Origin of the sequence: Burkholderia sola (assembly GCF_905400185.1) — a bacterium.
In the GTDB taxonomy this organism is placed as follows: domain Bacteria; phylum Pseudomonadota; class Gammaproteobacteria; order Burkholderiales; family Burkholderiaceae; genus Burkholderia; species Burkholderia sola.
Genome location: NZ_FR989675.1, coordinates 2977709 through 2993529, shown reverse-complemented (window position 1 = coordinate 2993529; position 15821 = coordinate 2977709). Strand labels below are relative to the sequence as shown.

15 protein-coding genes and 1 pseudogene are annotated in these 15821 nt (G+C 65.4%); 10 read left to right on the top strand and 6 right to left on the bottom strand.

Annotated features, from left to right (window positions below; all coding sequences use genetic code 11):
* Positions 1 to 14: 14 nt before the first annotated feature.
* Complete coding sequence (locus KR541_RS13820; protein WP_006497347.1) at positions 15 to 743, bottom strand: response regulator transcription factor; 729 nt, start codon at positions 741 to 743, stop codon at positions 15 to 17.
* On the opposite strand from KR541_RS13820, the gene KR541_RS13815 reads away from it, so the two are divergent.
* The 10 genes from KR541_RS13815 to KR541_RS13770 all read left to right on the top strand — a co-directional run bounded on the left by KR541_RS13815 (position 742) and on the right by KR541_RS13770 (position 10138).
* Positions 742 to 882 (top strand): hypothetical protein, encoded by a 141-nt coding sequence (locus tag KR541_RS13815; RefSeq protein WP_160300515.1) that lies wholly within the window; start codon positions 742 to 744, stop codon positions 880 to 882. The genes KR541_RS13820 and KR541_RS13815 overlap by 2 nt on opposite strands.
* Before the next feature lie 49 nt (positions 883 to 931).
* The gene (gene recA, locus KR541_RS13810; RefSeq protein ID WP_011546125.1) at positions 932 to 2002 is read left to right on the top strand and encodes a recombinase RecA; all 1071 of its coding nucleotides are present in this window, start codon (positions 932 to 934) and stop codon (positions 2000 to 2002) included.
* Positions 2002 to 2910 carry a recombination regulator RecX gene (recX, locus tag KR541_RS13805; RefSeq protein WP_089488787.1) on the top strand — a complete coding sequence of 303 codons (909 nt, stop codon included), beginning with the start codon at positions 2002 to 2004 and terminating at the stop codon, positions 2908 to 2910. Before recA ends, recX begins: the two co-directional genes overlap by 1 nt.
* Positions 2911 to 3056: 146 nt before the next feature.
* Positions 3057 to 3665: a DUF2889 domain-containing protein gene (locus KR541_RS13800; RefSeq protein ID WP_050014576.1), complete on the top strand. Its 609-nt coding sequence runs from the start codon at positions 3057 to 3059 to the stop codon at positions 3663 to 3665.
* Between the two features lie 68 nt (positions 3666 to 3733).
* Positions 3734 to 4900, top strand: coding sequence for an ADP-forming succinate--CoA ligase subunit beta (gene sucC / locus KR541_RS13795; protein WP_006477915.1), 1167 nt, complete (start codon positions 3734 to 3736; stop codon positions 4898 to 4900).
* 64 nt (positions 4901 to 4964) lie between these two features.
* On the top strand, positions 4965 to 5846 hold the full coding sequence (gene sucD, locus KR541_RS13790; protein WP_006477916.1) for a succinate--CoA ligase subunit alpha: 882 nt from the start codon (positions 4965 to 4967) through the stop codon (positions 5844 to 5846).
* A 157-nt stretch (positions 5847 to 6003) separates the two neighbouring features.
* Positions 6004 to 6705: a TerC family protein gene (locus KR541_RS13785; protein WP_050014572.1), complete on the top strand. Its 702-nt coding sequence runs from the start codon at positions 6004 to 6006 to the stop codon at positions 6703 to 6705.
* Between the two features lie 95 nt (positions 6706 to 6800).
* A complete protein-coding gene (locus KR541_RS13780; RefSeq protein ID WP_050014570.1) occupies positions 6801 to 7397 on the top strand; it encodes a pilin in 597 nt (198 codons plus the stop codon).
* A 155-nt stretch (positions 7398 to 7552) separates the two neighbouring features.
* Complete coding sequence (locus tag KR541_RS13775) at positions 7553 to 9331, top strand: PglL family O-oligosaccharyltransferase (RefSeq protein WP_216089588.1); 1779 nt, start codon at positions 7553 to 7555, stop codon at positions 9329 to 9331.
* Between the two features lie 456 nt (positions 9332 to 9787).
* Positions 9788 to 10138 (top strand): TonB family protein, encoded by a 351-nt coding sequence (locus KR541_RS13770; protein WP_124556531.1) that lies wholly within the window; start codon positions 9788 to 9790, stop codon positions 10136 to 10138.
* Positions 10139 to 10286: 148 nt separating this feature from the next.
* On the opposite strand, the gene KR541_RS13765 is transcribed toward KR541_RS13770, so the two are convergent.
* From KR541_RS13765 to moaC, 5 genes and pseudogenes are all read right to left on the bottom strand, one after another.
* Entirely contained in the window at positions 10287 to 11447 is a 1161-nt protein-coding gene (locus tag KR541_RS13765) for a glycosyl hydrolase (protein WP_050014706.1), read from the bottom strand.
* Between the two features lie 76 nt (positions 11448 to 11523).
* Positions 11524 to 12429, bottom strand: coding sequence for a hypothetical protein (locus KR541_RS13760; protein WP_050014566.1), 906 nt, complete (start codon positions 12427 to 12429; stop codon positions 11524 to 11526).
* Positions 12422 to 13234 carry a DUF2345 domain-containing protein gene (locus KR541_RS37040; RefSeq protein ID WP_425542616.1) on the bottom strand — a complete coding sequence of 271 codons (813 nt, stop codon included), beginning with the start codon at positions 13232 to 13234 and terminating at the stop codon, positions 12422 to 12424. The genes KR541_RS13760 and KR541_RS37040 overlap by 8 nt, the downstream gene beginning before the upstream one ends.
* Before the next feature lie 51 nt (positions 13235 to 13285).
* Positions 13286 to 14948 (bottom strand): annotated as a pseudogene (locus KR541_RS37035) (type VI secretion system Vgr family protein); the annotation flags it as partial.
* A gap of 280 nt (positions 14949 to 15228) precedes the next feature.
* Positions 15229 to 15717 carry a cyclic pyranopterin monophosphate synthase MoaC gene (gene moaC / locus KR541_RS13750; RefSeq protein ID WP_050014564.1) on the bottom strand — a complete coding sequence of 163 codons (489 nt, stop codon included), beginning with the start codon at positions 15715 to 15717 and terminating at the stop codon, positions 15229 to 15231.
* Positions 15718 to 15821: the final 104 nt, after the last annotated feature.

Here is a 15821-nt window from a genome sequence, read left to right as displayed (position 1 = left end):
GGCGCCGCCCGGCGTCAGCGCAGCGGCGTGCCGGCGGCCGCGGGCTGGGGCGCCGCCGTGTCGGCCGGCGTCGCGGGCGCGACCTTCTCGAGGCAATAGCCGAGGCCGCGCACGGTCGAGATCCGCACGCCGCTCGGTTCGATCTTCTTGCGCAGCCGGTGCACGTAGACTTCGATCGCGTTGTTGCTGACTTCCTCGCCCCATTCGCACAGGTGATCGACGAGTTGTTCCTTCGACACGAGGCGGCCGATCCGCTGCAGCAGCACCTCGAGCAGGCCGAGTTCGCGCGCGGAGAGATCGAGCACGTGATCGTTCGCATACGCGATGCGGCCGACCTGGTCGAATGCGAGCGAGCCGTGGCGCACGACCGTCGGGCCGCCGCCGGCGCCGCGCCGGGTCAGCGCGCGCACGCGCGCCTCGAGCTCGTTGAGTGCGAACGGCTTGGCCATGTAGTCGTCGGCGCCGAGGTCGAGCCCCTTCACGCGTTCGTCGACGCTGTCGGCGGCGGTCAGGATCAGCACGGGGAGATTGGAATTGCGCGCGCGCAGGCGCTTGAGCACGTCGAGCCCGGACATTTTCGGGAGCCCGAGATCGAGGATCAGCAGGTCGAAAGTCTGCATCGACAGCGCGGTGTCGGCGTCGACGCCGCTCTTCACGTGATCGACGGCATAGCCCGATTGGCGGAGTGACCGGGTGAGTCCGTCCGCGAGTATGCTGTCGTCTTCGGCGATGAGAATTCGCATGTTGCTGACCGATGCCGGCAGGGCGTTCGCGCCGGCGCGGCTGTCTCCGAAGTTATTCGTGTACAACGCAACCCGCATTGCGGGCTTGCATAAACCACTGTTTTTTTATACAGTGTCTGCATTCGTGGGCAGCGCTTGATGCGGGCGCGCCTCCAACAGACGCTGCTCATCATAGCAAAGGACGATTCATGGAAGATAGCAAGAAGGGCTCCGGGATGACCGCCGAGAAGAGCAAGGCGCTGGCGGCCGCGCTCGCGCAAATCGAGAAGCAGTTCGGCAAGGGCTCGATCATGCGCATGGGCGACGGCGAGGCGGCCGAGAATATCCAGGTCGTCTCCACGGGGTCGCTGGGTCTCGACATCGCGCTGGGCGTCGGCGGCCTGCCGCGCGGCCGGGTGGTCGAGATCTACGGTCCGGAATCGTCCGGTAAAACCACGCTCACGCTGCAGGTCATCGCCGAACTGCAGAAGATCGGCGGCACGGCAGCCTTCATCGACGCCGAGCACGCGCTCGACGTCCAGTACGCGTCGAAGCTCGGCGTGAACGTGCCGGAGCTGCTGATCTCGCAGCCGGACACCGGCGAGCAGGCGCTCGAAATCACCGATGCGCTGGTGCGCTCGGGCTCGATCGACATGATCGTCATCGACTCGGTCGCGGCGCTCGTGCCGAAGGCCGAAATCGAAGGCGAGATGGGCGATTCGCTGCCGGGCCTGCAGGCCCGCCTGATGTCGCAGGCACTGCGCAAGCTGACCGGCACGATCAAGCGCACGAACTGCCTCGTGATCTTCATCAACCAGATCCGGATGAAGATCGGCGTGATGTTCGGCAACCCGGAAACCACGACGGGCGGCAACGCACTGAAGTTCTATTCGTCGGTGCGTCTCGACATCCGCCGGATCGGCTCGATCAAGAAGAACGACGAGGTGATCGGCAACGAAACCCGCGTGAAGGTCGTCAAGAACAAGGTATCGCCGCCGTTCCGCGAAGCGATCTTCGACATCCTGTACGGCGAAGGCATTTCCCGCCAGGGCGAGATCATCGATCTCGGCGTGCAGGCGAAGATCGTCGACAAGGCCGGCGCCTGGTATAGCTACAACGGCGAGAAGATCGGCCAGGGCAAGGACAACGCGCGTGAATTCCTGCGCGAAAATCCGGAAATCGCGCGCGAGATCGAAAACCGCATCCGCGAATCGCTCGGTGTCGTCAGCATGCCCGATGGCGTAGCCAACGAAGCCGAGGCGCTGGACGAAGAAGAGTGATGGTTGCGCGCCGAGGTCGGGCTGGCGAGCCGGAGGAGCACGACACGCCCGAAATGGCGGGTCGCTCCGGCCGGCGAGCCGCACCCTCGGGCGCCAGCCGGCGGGACGCAGGCGGCAACGCTGCGAACCGCACCGCGACGAGGGCATCCGACGATGCCCTCGTTTCGTTTGAGATTGCCGCACCGGACGATCCGTTCGACGACGACGAATCGTTCGACGCACACGATCGCCCCCGCCGTCGGGTGTCCGGTGTCCGCTTCCCGGGCGATCGAGCCCCGGGCGCTCGTGCCCCGGGCGATCGCGCAGCCGATGCGCCCGCGACGGAAGATGTCTATACGCGCAGCAGCCAGCATCCGCGCCGCACACGCCGTGCATCCGGCGCGTCTTTCGGCGCATCTTCCGGCGGCGCTGCTTCAAGCGACGCCCCGGGCGCTCGCGAACGCGAGTCGTCGAAGCCGCCGCGGTCGTTGAAGGGGCGCGCGCTCGGCTATCTGTCGAGGCGCGAATACAGCCGCGCGGAACTCGCGCGCAAGCTCGCCCCTTACGTCGGCGAGGACGAATCCGTCGACCCGGTGCTCGATGCGCTGGAAAAGGAAGGCTGGCTGTCCGACGCGCGCTTCGCCGAGAGCCTCGTGCATCGTCGCGCGTCGCGCGTCGGCGTCGCGCGCATCGTCAGCGAACTGAAGCGCCATGCGGTCGGCGACAGTCTCGTCGAAGAGGTGAATGCCCAATTGCGCGAGACCGAGTGGACGCGCGCGCAGGCCGTTTGGCGCAAGAAATTCGGTGCACTGCCGCAAACGCCTGCCGAGCGCGCGAAGCAGGCGCGCTTCCTGGCCGCGCGGGGCTTCTCGAGCGCGACCATCGTGAAGTTGCTGAAGGTCGGCGACGATTTCCCGATCGATGACTGAGCCGCCCGGTCGCGCGCGTGGCGCGCGATTTTGCTGCATCGCAACCGCTTCCGGACAGGCGGGAATACCCGCCGTCGGGGCCGAATGCCTCAAATACCCAATATGCTAAAATCCACGGGTTTTCCTCTTCGGCCTCAACCTCCAGCATGCCGCTATCCGAGCCCGTGCCCCGTCAGTTGCGACATCGACGCGCAATCCGAGCGGAAGCCTACGAGCGCGGCGACGGCTTGTGGGACATCGAAGCCTGCCTGACCGACCACAAGCCGCGCGATGTCGCGCTTGCGTCGGGCATCCGGCCTCAGGGCCTGCCGATCCACGAACTCTGGCTGCGCGTGACCATCGATCGTGACCTCAATGTCGTCGACGCCGAAGCGTCTTCGGAATGGGTGCCCTATCCCGGTCACTGTCAATCCGCTTCCCCCGCCTATCGGGCCCTCATCGGGCTCAACCTCTTCCGCAATTTCCGCCGCAACGCGAACCGGCTGCTCGCCGGCGTCGCAGGCTGTTCCCATCTCACCGAACTGTGCGCCGTGCTGCCGACGGCCGCGATCCAGGCGTTCGCCGGTGATGTATGGAACGTGCGCGAGGAGGGTGGCGAAGGGCCGGACCATGACGGCGTGCACGCCGAACCGCCTTTCCAGCTCGGCCGCTGCCGCGCGCTGCGATTCGATGGCGAGGTCGTGCGGCAGTACTACCCGCGCTGGTATGGCCCGATTCGGCCGGATCTGCCCGGTGAAGGCAGCACGAAGGAATGAACGGAAATCATTCGAAGAAGCGTCTTAAGCGACATTTCATCCAACTCTCAGACTGAAGGGAATCACGCATGAAGATTCACGAGTACCAGGGTAAGGAAATCCTGCGGAAATTCGGCGTCGCGGTACCGCGCGGCAAGCCGGCGTTCTCGGTGGACGAGGCCGTCAAGGTGGCGGAAGAGCTCGGCGGCCCGGTTTGGGTCGTGAAGGCTCAGATTCACGCGGGTGGCCGTGGCAAGGGCGGCGGCGTGAAGGTGGCGAAGTCGATCGAACAGGTGCGCGAATACGCGAACCAGATCCTCGGCATGCAGCTCGTCACGCACCAGACCGGTCCGGAAGGCCAGAAGGTCAACCGCCTGATGATCGAAGAAGGCGCCGACATCAAGCAGGAACTGTATGTCAGCCTCGTCGTCGACCGCATCTCGCAGAAGATCGTGCTGATGGGTTCGAGCGAAGGCGGCATGGACATCGAAGAAGTCGCCGAAAAGCACCCGGAACTGATCCACAAGGTCATCGTCGAGCCGTCGACGGGCCTGCTGGACGCGCAGGCCGACGACCTCGCCGCGAAGATCGGCGTGCCGGCCGCATCGATTCCGCAAGCGCGCGCGATCCTGCAAGGCCTGTACAAGGCATTCTGGGAAACCGACGCTTCGCTGGCTGAAATCAACCCGCTGAACGTCTCCGGCGACGGCAAGGTCACCGCACTCGACGCGAAGTTCAACTTCGACTCGAACGCGCTGTTCCGTCACCCGGAAATCGTTGCGTACCGCGATCTGGACGAAGAAGATCCGGCTGAAATCGAAGCGTCGAAGTTCGATCTCGCGTACATCTCGCTCGACGGCAACATCGGCTGCCTCGTGAACGGCGCAGGCCTCGCGATGGCGACGATGGACACCATCAAGCTGTTCGGCGGCGAACCGGCGAACTTCCTGGACGTCGGCGGCGGTGCGACGACCGAGAAGGTCACGGAAGCGTTCAAGCTGATGCTGAAGAACCCCGACCTGAAGGCGATCCTCGTGAACATCTTCGGCGGCATCATGCGCTGCGACGTGATCGCGGAAGGCGTGATCGCCGGTTCGAAGGCCGTGAACCTGAACGTGCCGCTCGTCGTGCGCATGAAGGGCACGAACGAGGACCTCGGCAAGAAGATGCTGGCCGATTCGGGCCTGCCGATCATCTCGGCCGACAGCATGGAAGAGGCTGCGCAGAAGGTCGTCGCGGCTGCCGCAGGCAAGTAACGCTATCGAATACGCATGGCGGCGCGGCTTGCACGCGACGCCCATCGAACAGAGGTCAAAATACATGTCGATTCTGATCAACAAGGACACGAAGGTCATCACGCAGGGCATTACCGGCAAAACCGGTCAGTTCCATACGCGCGCCTGCCGTGAATACGCAAACGGCCGCGAAGCATTCGTCGCGGGCGTGAACCCGAAGAAGGCCGGCGAAGATTTCGAAGGCATTCCGATCTACGCGAGCGTCAAGGAAGCGAAGGCGGAAACCGGCGCGACCGTGTCGGTCATCTACGTGCCGCCGGCAGGCGCAGCCGCTGCGATCTGGGAAGCGGTCGAAGCCGATCTGGATCTCGCGATCTGCATCACGGAAGGCATTCCCGTGCGCGACATGATCGAAGTGAAGGACCGCATGCGTCGCGAAGGCCGCAAGACGCTGCTGCTCGGGCCGAACTGCCCGGGCACGATCACGCCGGACGAACTGAAGATCGGCATCATGCCGGGTCACATCCACCGCAAGGGCCGCATCGGCGTCGTGTCGCGTTCGGGCACGCTGACGTATGAAGCGGTTGCGCAGCTGACGGCACTGGGCCTCGGCCAGTCGTCGGCAGTCGGTATCGGCGGCGACCCGATCAACGGTCTGAAGCACATCGACGTGATGAAGATGTTCAACGACGATCCGGATACGGATGCGGTCGTGATGATCGGCGAAATCGGCGGTCCGGACGAAGCCAACGCCGCCGAGTGGATCAAGGACAACATGAAGAAGCCGGTCGTCGGCTTCATCGCGGGCGTCACGGCGCCTCCGGGCAAGCGCATGGGCCACGCCGGCGCGCTGATCTCGGGCGGTGCGGATACGGCCGAAGCGAAGCTGGAAATCATGGAAGCGTGCGGCATCACCGTCACGCGCAACCCGTCGGAAATGGGCCGTCTGCTGAAGAAGGCGCTGTAAGTATTTCCATCGGGCTCGTCCTGCAGAAAACGCCGGCTTTGCCGGCGTTTTTTGTTATGCTCCCGCAATGAATTCGTAAGCACCGGGCATGCGTGCTGCATGTGCCGACGATGAACCGGGTCGCCCGCGAGGCGGCCGCTGCCCTTTCCTCACCGCCATGCTCGAATTCCTGACCTCGCTGCACTGGGGCGCCATTCTCCAGATCGTCATCATCGATATCCTGCTCGGCGGCGACAACGCGGTCGTGATCGCGCTTGCATGCCGCAACCTGCCGGCGAACCAGCGGCTGCGCGGGGTCGTCTGGGGCACCGCTGGGGCGATCCTGCTGCGCGTCGCGCTGATCACGTTCGCGGTCGCGCTGCTCGACGTGCCGTTCCTGAAGCTCGGCGGCGGGCTGCTGCTGCTGTGGATCGGCATCAAGCTGATGGCGCCGGCCGCCGACGCGCACGACAACATCAAGCCGGCCGACCGGCTGTGGGATGCCGTGAAGACGATCGTGATCGCCGATGCGGTCATGAGCCTCGACAACGTGATCGCGATCGCCGGCGCGGCCGAGCAAGCCGATCCGTCGCACCGGATCGCGCTCGTGATCTTCGGGCTCGTCGTCAGCGTGCCGATCATCGTGTGGGGCAGCACGCTAGTGCTGAAGCTGCTCGACCGTTTCCCGGTCGTCGTGGCGCTCGGCGCCGGGCTGCTCGGCTGGATCGCGGGCGGGCTGATCGTGAACGACCCGGTCGGCGACCGCTGGCCGGTGCTCGATACGCCGGAAGTGGTTTACGGCGCGAGCATCGTCGGGGCCCTGTTCGTCGTCGCGATCGGTTACGCGCTCAGGAAACGCCGCGACGTGCCGCAGCACTGACTGGCCATCCGGCCGACTGCCGGCTTCGCGGCCCGCTGGCTACGATCGAGACGCCTGCCTTTGTCGGCAGGCGTTTTTCGTTTCCGGAGCCTGCCATGTTCGAAGCCTTTTCCGTTTCCCTGTTCCGTCGCGTTGCCGCCGATCTGCGGCGCGCGAACCGGTCGTCGCCGCGCTGGCGGCTGGCCGGGTTCACGCTGATCGAACTGATGATCGTGCTGGCGATCGTCGGCGTCGTCGCGGCCTATGCGATTCCCGCGTACCAGGATTACCTCGCACGGTCGCGCGTCGGCGAGGGGCTTGCGCTCGCGTCGTCGGCGCGGCTCGCGGTCGCCGACAATGCCGCGAGCGGCGCGAGCCTCGACGGCGGCTACAGCCCGCCGGCCGCGACCCGCAACGTCGAATCGGTTGCGATCGATGGCGCCACCGGCCAGATCACGGTTGCGTTCACCACCCGTGTCGCCGCGGCCGGCACGAATACGCTGGTGCTCGTGCCGTCCGCGCCCGACAAGGCCGATGCGCCCACCGCGCGCGTGCCGCTCAAAAAGGGGGCGATACAGGCGGGCGCGATTGCGTGGGAATGCTTCGCCGCCGGCAAGGACGCGTCGTCGCTGCCGGCGCCCGGCGCCGGGCCGTTGCCCGGTAACGCCGCGACGCTGCCCGCGAAATATGCGCCCGCGGAGTGCCGTGCATAAGGCTGGCGCAGAAGGAGAGCGGCCGCGCATGCGGCCTGCCGGCCGCCGCTTCGGCCGGCCGGGCTGCGGCCCGACGCCGGCACGCGGAGCGACAGCCCCGCACAGAGCGGGGAAAGTTTTGTATAGTGCGCCGGTTGCTGACATCCGGTTCGCTCATGCCTTCTACTTTTTCCCGTTCGTTGTCGCTCGTTGCGCTGGCTGTCGCCCTGATCGTGCCGTACGCGATCACGAATCACACGTATCCGATCCCGACCTTCTATTCGGAGTTTTCCGCGCTGGTGCTGTATCTGCTGGTGGGCGTGTCCGTCGTGCTGCTCGCGCGCACCGGCCGCCCGGCCCAGCGGTTTGCCGCGCCGCCGGCGTTCGCGGCGCCGCTCGGTTTTGCGGCGGTGCTGATCGCGCAGGTCGCGCTGATCCCGCTCAAGGTGCCGTCGATGAACTGGCTGGCGGTCGGCTATCTCGCCGCCGCGCTGGTCGCGATGCAGGCCGGGTATGCGCTGGCGCGCGACGGGATGGCGGAAATCGTGTCGCGGATGATGGCCGGTGCGCTGCTCGTGGGCGGCGTGTTCGCGGTCGGCACCCAGATCGTGCAGCTGTTCCACCTCGAATCGGCCGTCTCGCCGTTCGTCGTGGTGTACAACATCGCGGTCGATCGCCGCCCGTACGGCAACATGGCGCAGGCGAACCACCTGGCCAGCTACATCGCCTTCGCGCTCGCGGGTGCGCTGTATCTGGTGCAGACGCGCCGGCTCGCGGTGTGGGCATGGCTCGCGCTGTCGCTCGTGCTGTCGGTCGGTCTCGCGCTGACGGTGTCGCGCGGGCCGTGGCTGCAGGTCGCGGTGATGGTCGTCGCGGGCTTCTGGATGGCGTGGGTCGAATCGCGCCGCACGCCGGGCAATGCGCGTGCGTGGCTGATACCGGTGGTGCTTGCGGTCGCATTCATCGCGGTGAACGTCGCGGTGCGCTGGGCCAACGTGCACTACCACCTGAATCTCGCGGAGTCGGCAGCCGACCGGATGCGCGATGCCGGGCAGATCGCGCCGCGCCTCGCGCTGTGGAAGTACGGGCTCGCGATGTTCCGCGAGCATCCGCTGCTCGGGGTCGGCTGGGGCGAATTCCCGTCGCATCAGTTTGCGCTCGTGCGCACGCTCGGCGGCGTCGAGATCGCGAACAACTCGCACGACATCTTCATCGACCTGCTCGCGAAGTCCGGTCTCGTCGGGCTCGGCGTGCTCGCCGTCACGCTCGTCATGTGGTTCGTGCGTGCGGTGCGGGCGCCGCAGTCGAGCATGCGCGTGTTCGGCTTCGCGCTGATCGGCATCCTGCTGATGCATGCGCTGGTCGAGTATCCGCAGCAATACATGTTCTTCCTCTTGCCGGCGATGTTCGTGATCGGGCTGCTCGAGGTGAAGCCGCTGCGTATCCTGCCGAGGCGTGCGGCATTCGGGCTGTTCGCGGTGCTGTCGTTCGGCGGCGTGCTGGCGGCGGTGCCCGTGCTGCGCGACTACCAGCGCGCGGAAGTGCTCTATTACGGCAGCAGCCCGGCCGCGCAGTACCGCGATGCGCCGTCGCTGCTGTTCGGCGCGTGGGGCGATTACGGTGCGGCGACGCTGCTCACGATTTCGTCGGACAACCTGCCGCTCAAGCTCGCCGCGCACGAGCGCGCGATCGCGCTGCTGCCCGGCGAGACGGTGCTGCGCCGCTATGCGGTGCTGCAGGCGCTGGCCGGCCGCGAAGCGGACGCGCTCGATACCGTCGCGCGCCTGCATGTGTTTGCGAAGGAATTGAAGGACTGGCCGCAACAGCTGGCCGCGTTGTACAAGCTGTGCGATCAGGAGCCGGCGCTGAAGACGTTCAGGGCGGCCGTCGTCGCGAAGTACGGCGAAGCGCCGGCCGACGAGGGCGACGATTCGGACGACGACGATTCGGATTGACGCGTGTCGTGCACGCCGGAACGGGGAATTCCGGCGTCTACCGCGCCGCGCTGACGGCGGCCGACGTCGGAGCAAGACGGCCGCCCGGCGCATAGCGCGCCAATCCGGTCGGGTATCGATTACGTCGCGGATCGCGCGGATTCCAGCCGAATGGGCGGCGATTCGCGTCAACCATTGTCAAATCGCCGCCGCTGACCGGGCGGCGCGTGCACAATGCGCGAAAGCGCTCGCGTGCCCGCCGGCGCGGCGCGTAGCCGGTGTGAATACGGAGAATGTCCAGGCTATCCGGGCATTCCGCCGAGCAGGATCGCGGTCGAGCATTGTTCGGCCGCGCGGCCGTAACGGGGCGCCGGTCCGATGGCCGCGGCGCGGTGCGACACACGCGATGCGGCCGGCGAAAGGCTGCCGGCGCGCGACGCATGTGCCCAGAACAGTGCTGAAGAACGACATTCGACCATGGCCCTTCGCTCGACCTACCTGATCCTGCCCGCCGTCGCGGTACTGCTTTCCGGCTGCGCGATGCTGTCGTCGTCGCAGGAAAGCAAGCTGACCTGCCATATCCCCCGGGCCGTCTATCCGGATAGCGCGAAACCGCTCACGCGTCCGGTTACCGTGCTCGTGCGCGCGCTGATGACGACGTCCGGCGAAGCGCAGAACGTGACCGTGACGACGAGTAGCCGCAACGCGGCGGCCGATCGCGCGGCCGTCGAGGCGATGACGCACGCGACTTGCGCGCAGACTGGCGCGACCGCGAATCCTTTCCTGCTGACGCAACCGTTCGTGTTCGAGCCGCAGCGCGGGCAGTGACGGGCGGGCTGCGCGCCGATGGCCGCACCGTTGCACGCGGCCACCGAAAGTCGATCCGTGCGGCCGCCGAGCCGTGCGCTCGATGTGCGCTGCCGCGGAGCCGGCACCCGAATCGCGACGGCGGTCCGCGGCAATCGCATCGGAACGGTCAGAACTGCCGCTTCTTGAGCGTATAGGCGACCAGCGAATACAGCGTGTTCGTTTGGGCGTTGAAATATCCGCCCTGAGCCGGTTTCTCCCTGCTCGAGTTCCAGGTCTTCCCGCCGTCGCTGCTGACGAACGTGAGATCGAGCGGTGTGCCGTTGCGGCTGGCGTCGGTGGCGTAGACGAGCAGCAATCCGTCCCGGCCGACGCTCAGACTATCGAGCGTCAGTGCGTCGTCAAACGAATGCAACTGGCGCACCTGCTCGGGTTCGCCGTTCGTCCACGTCGAAATGGCGCCGACGCGTTTTCCCTTGTCGGCGGGATTATCGAAATTGCGCGGTTCGCCGAGGCGCGACAGCGCGTAAAGCGCATAGTGATTCGACGCGGTTGGAGACGAGGACAGGTTGACGACGACCTGTTCGGGCAAAACGGCCTCCAGGGCGAACCCGGATTGCTCCCAGCCCAGCCGATAGACGACGCTTCCGGCGGTAGCATGCTCGGATTTCTCGACATGGTATGCCACGCGCAAGGTACCGTCCGGGCCGAGGTCGATGCCGTCAAAGGTGCGGCGGGGTTTGCCGGCCTCCGCAGCACCCGGTGGCAGTTGGATTTCCCGCCACGATTGACCGCCGTCGGACGTGCGCCACACGTGCGGGCCCCAACCGATCGCATAGCCGCGCTGCGGATCCAGAAAGAGCAGGCGACCGATGTTCCGATCTTCGGGCCACGCGAGCTGTACCCAGTCGCGTCCGCCGTTGGACGACTTCCAGAGCTTGGTCACGTGCGGCGTCAGCCCGTCGGCAGGCTGAGGCGACTTGTAGTCCATCCAGCCGGTGCTGATGAATTCGACCGTCCAGTCCTTGGCGTGCCACCAGGCGGCGGTCTGGCCCACCTGCTTGAAATGGCGCGTCATGTCGCCGTTCACCGGGCCGCGCCAGAATTCGACCGACGTCCGGTTCAGCGTTTCGCGACTGTCGCTCATCCAGGCTTCGGCCGGCTCGGCTTTTTCCTTGTCCTTCCATTCCGCGTACGGTTTGAACGTGATTTCAGGATCGCTGATCTTCAGCGTGATCGCCTCGTTTCCCGATATCACGAAGTCGCCTCCGCCGTAAGGCTTGCTGTTCTTCATGAAAGTGTTGGAAACGACCTGCCAGTCATTCGACATAGATGAGAACCCGACAATCAAGACAATGAGCACGACTGCCGCACCGAGCGACAGCTTCAGGAATTTTTTCGTCATTTCATTTCGGCATCAGTTTTTCGATTGCCTGTGCAACAGGGTCGATGACATGTTCGTTGACGGCATCACCGGCCTTTTTCGCATATTCGACGGTATTGTCGACGTACTGTTTGCCCACGCCGACACCGCTGTCGAATGCCTGGGAGAATGTCCTGAGATCACCCCATTCCTGGGCGTTGGGTTGCTTCAGGATGTAGTACATATCGACAGGCCCGAGCCCGGCCAGACCGCCGTCGAGATAGGCGAGAGGGTGGGTCTTGAACGCGTACGTCTTGAAGGTGTCGTCATCCAGTTCGAGCGCGTACTGCGGCACGTTCATCTCGCAACCGCCGCTGTTCGGCTTCTTGCCCCTGATCGAAATGGTGTCGCCGCGCATGTTCTGCTGCAAACCCTGTTCCAGATAATGCTGCAGGAACCAGCGTGCGCTCGCAAGCCACGCCTTGCCTTTGTCGCTCAATTGCGGGAGCAGGTATTTGCCGTAATTCGAGCAATAGTAGTAACCGTAGCTGACGTAATATCCCGGCGGCTTATGCCCGCATCCGATATGACGCATCATGAAATTGCCGTGGCGGGACCAGTCGGAATCGGTGCTTTCGGCTTGTATCAGGTTCTCCCGCCGATGCAGCAGTTCACGGGCAACTTTCGTGTCTTTCCACGGATCCCATGACGTCGCGAATTTCTTGACGGTTGCCCAGATACTCGACGTGCTGACTTTTTCGACCGTTTCCCAGTACTCGCCATGCAGCGGCCGGTAGTAGTACGGGCACGTTCCGATAATGGAATCCGCCGCCGGCGTCACATGCTTGTCGCAGATGTTGATCTGTACCTTCGGCCGATCCTGGTATCCCGTCGGGGTGAGCATCGCCGCACCGGTTCCGAGCACCTTGTCCTGTTGTCCGTCAGCCATTCGATTTCCCCAGAAACTTGACGACGACGTCGTGCGGCACGTGGCTCTGCGTGAGCCCTGTCTCGCCTGCCGCGTTGGTGACGCCTTCCGAGATCAGTTGTCCGTTCGAGAACATCTGGTACCGCGTGTTCGCGACCGGGATGTCGGTGCCGGCCCAGTGCGCGATGAACGCCTGGTCGTAGTTGCCGTTGGAGTTCGGCAGCGTCGGCATCGCTTGCGACAGGTGGGTGGGGCCGCTGAACGCATGCTGCGCGCCCTTGATGTCGATCTTGCCGGGCGCATGCACCTCGATGTTGCCGTTCGCGATGCGGATATAGGCGCCGCCGGACGTCAGCAGGATTTCCTTCGCCGCGGCGCCTTCGACCGACTGCGTGACGGCGATCAGCTTCAGCGCCTTCTGCGCGGTCAGCTCGATGTTGTCCGCGTGCGCCTGCACTTCGACCTTGCCCTTGCCGGCGAACAACTTCATCCCCGCGTTTTGCGCGAACAGGCTGATCCGGTCGAGGACACTGGCGACCAGCGATTTCCCGGCGGCGACGTGCGTGCTTTGTCCGCTGACGAGGTTGATCTGCTGGTCCGCGGCAAATTGCGCGGATTGCTGCGTGGACATCCCGATGCCGGCCGGGCTGCCGAACAGCATGACCGGCTCCTTGAACGCATTCGCGCTGCCGGTTCCGCCGCCGGCCGTCCGCCCGCCCGACGTGCCGCCGCTCACGCTGTTCCGCGTCGCATCGGCGAACTGCTTCAGTGCCGAGTGGCCGGGGTCGAGCGACTCGCCCTGATGCTGCGCGCTGACCTGCGACATCGCGTCGATCAGTCCTTCCGCGCGCACGAGCTGCTCCCGCGTCTCGTCGACGTCGAGCGGCTGGCTTGCCGCCTGCTTCGGATGCGTCGTGACGTACAGCCCGCGGTTCGCGCGCACGGCGCCGTAGGCGTCCGAGCGCAGGTCGAAGCCGCTGCCGAGATAGCTGCCGCGGTTGTTGCCCGCGTGGTCGATCAGGTAGCCCAGATGCAGATGTGCGTTGGTCTGGCTGCTGTACAGGTGCACGCGGTTCTGCGACGTCGCGTCGTCCAGTACCAGCTGGTTGTAGCCGGCGCCCGCATATTCCTTTGACCGGTATCCGGACAGGATCCCGTTGCTGTGCCATTGCGGACTCGTCGCGCCGTTGTAGACCTTGCCGACGATGATCGGACGATCGCAGTCGCCGCCGACGAAGTCGACCAGCACTTCCTCGCCGCTGCGGTGCGGGTGAACGGCGCCGTAGCCGTTGCCCGAATCGGACGACGTGGCGCGGAGCCAGCACGATGCCTTTTCGTCGCCGTCGTTCAGGCGGTCCCAGTGGAAGCGGACCTTGACCCGGTTGAGCGCGTCCGTGTGGACCTCTTCGCCCTGCGGGGCGACGACGATCGCGGATTGCAGGTGCATCGGCGGCTTCGCATGCTCGAACGGGCTGCGGAACGGCACCGTCGTGCGCTGCGCTTCGATGCGGATCTGATAGAAGCCCTCGGTGCCGTCGGGATGACGCACACGCGACAGCGGAGTATCGCCTGCCTGCACGATGCGGCCGATCTCGGCCTGCAGACTGTGCGGGAAAACGGCCGACTCGTCGGCCACGGGCAGGTTGTTGACGATGACCCACGTCGTCTCGATCACCGCGAATTCGCGTTGACCGGCATCGTCCTTGTCGTGTTCGGGATGATCGGCGAACGCGAACGTGCGTCCCGCGTCCATGCGCCGCACGCCGCCGACACCATGAAAGCGCTTCGCTTGCGATTCCTGTTCTTCCATCCAGATCTTCGACAGATGGTCGCCGCGCGACTGCTCGGGATACGTGTACGCACCCGTGTATTCGTAGACTTCGAGCTGCCCCGGCAGGTCGCCCTGGTTCGCGATCGTCGGCGTGTGGGTGGCCTTCGGATTCGACGCGGTGGGCGGCTGCTTGTAGTCGAACGTGCGCGTGGCGCGCGACGCTGCGCAGCGTGCGCGTACCGGTGAACTGGACGAGCGTGTCGGCTTCGTCGCCCGTGCCCGCGTGATGAAAGCGCACGGTTCGCGGCGACAGCGCGGGCAACGCATCGAGCCGATCGACGATGACGAGCCGGTGCGACTTGCCGTCCTTGTCCTGTTCCCAGAAACCGTACAGGCCTTCCGATTCCATCAGGCGATGCACGAAATTCCAGTCGTCCTCGTATTGCATGCAGAACGAGCGCGACGGCAGCGGTCGGGAAAGCTGGAACGTGAAGCGGCCCTGGGCCTGCGGGTGCTGGTTCAACACGTCGGCGATGATGTCGTCGGCCGACCGGTCCTGCCAGATGCGCTGATCGCGGCGGAACTTCAGGAAGTGCAGGAACGATGCAAAGACGATCTGGTAGTGCGTGACGCCGCTGTCCGATCCGAGCCGGCGGACCGCATGCGCATAGCCGTGGTGTGGCGCGTACGATTGGTCGGCCTGCTGGATCCAGAGCGTCACCGGCTGCGCGATCAGTTTCTTGAGTTCGACGTCGTCGGATACCGACATGGTATCGACGGTGAACTCGAAATGGCGCCCGAGCCGCGACCGGCCCGCGACCCGCTGTGGCAACAGGACGTCAGGACCGAGCGGGGTATCCAGCTTGACGAGGCGCGCGTGCTGGACCGGTCCGGCCAGCAACGCGCTTCTTAACGCTTGCGAATTCATCACCAGGGCTCGCTTTGTTGTGCTGTTTTGCTGGTTCGCACGCTCTCTCGTGCGGAATCCGGTAATTGTATGAGATAAACGGTTTTATCTCGAATTTGCGGGCCGGCTGCGCCCAGGCCGTTCAGCCCGCCGCGTCTTCCGCCTTCCAGTCCCCCGACTTCCCGCCGCGCTTCTCGCGCACGCTCACGTCGGTGATCACCATCCCGCGGTCGACCGCCTTGCACATGTCGTACACGGTCAGCAGCCCGACCTGGACGGCCGTCAGCGCTTCCATCTCGACGCCGGTCCGGCCGAACGTCTCGACCTGCACGACGCAATGCACGCCCGGCAGCGCGTCGTCGAGTTCGAAGTCGACGGCCACGCGCGTCAGCGCGAGCGGGTGGCACAGCGGAATGAGATCGGCCGTGCGCTTCGCGCCCTGGATCGCCGCGATGCGCGCGACGCCGAGCACGTCGCCTTTCTTGGCCTTGCCGTCGCGGATCAGCGCGAACGTGGCCGGCAGCATCCGGATCGTGCCGCGCGCGATCGCGATGCGCCGCGTTTCCTGCTTGTCGCCGACGTCGACCATGTGCGCATGGCCGGCGGCATCGAAATGGGTGAGTCCTGACATGTCTTCCTCTCGTGGAACGGCGTGCGCGCGCACGTCCGTCGATCCGGCTTCGCGGTCGGCCGCGCTTCGAATCCCGTACCGGCGCGACGAACCGATCCAACCGC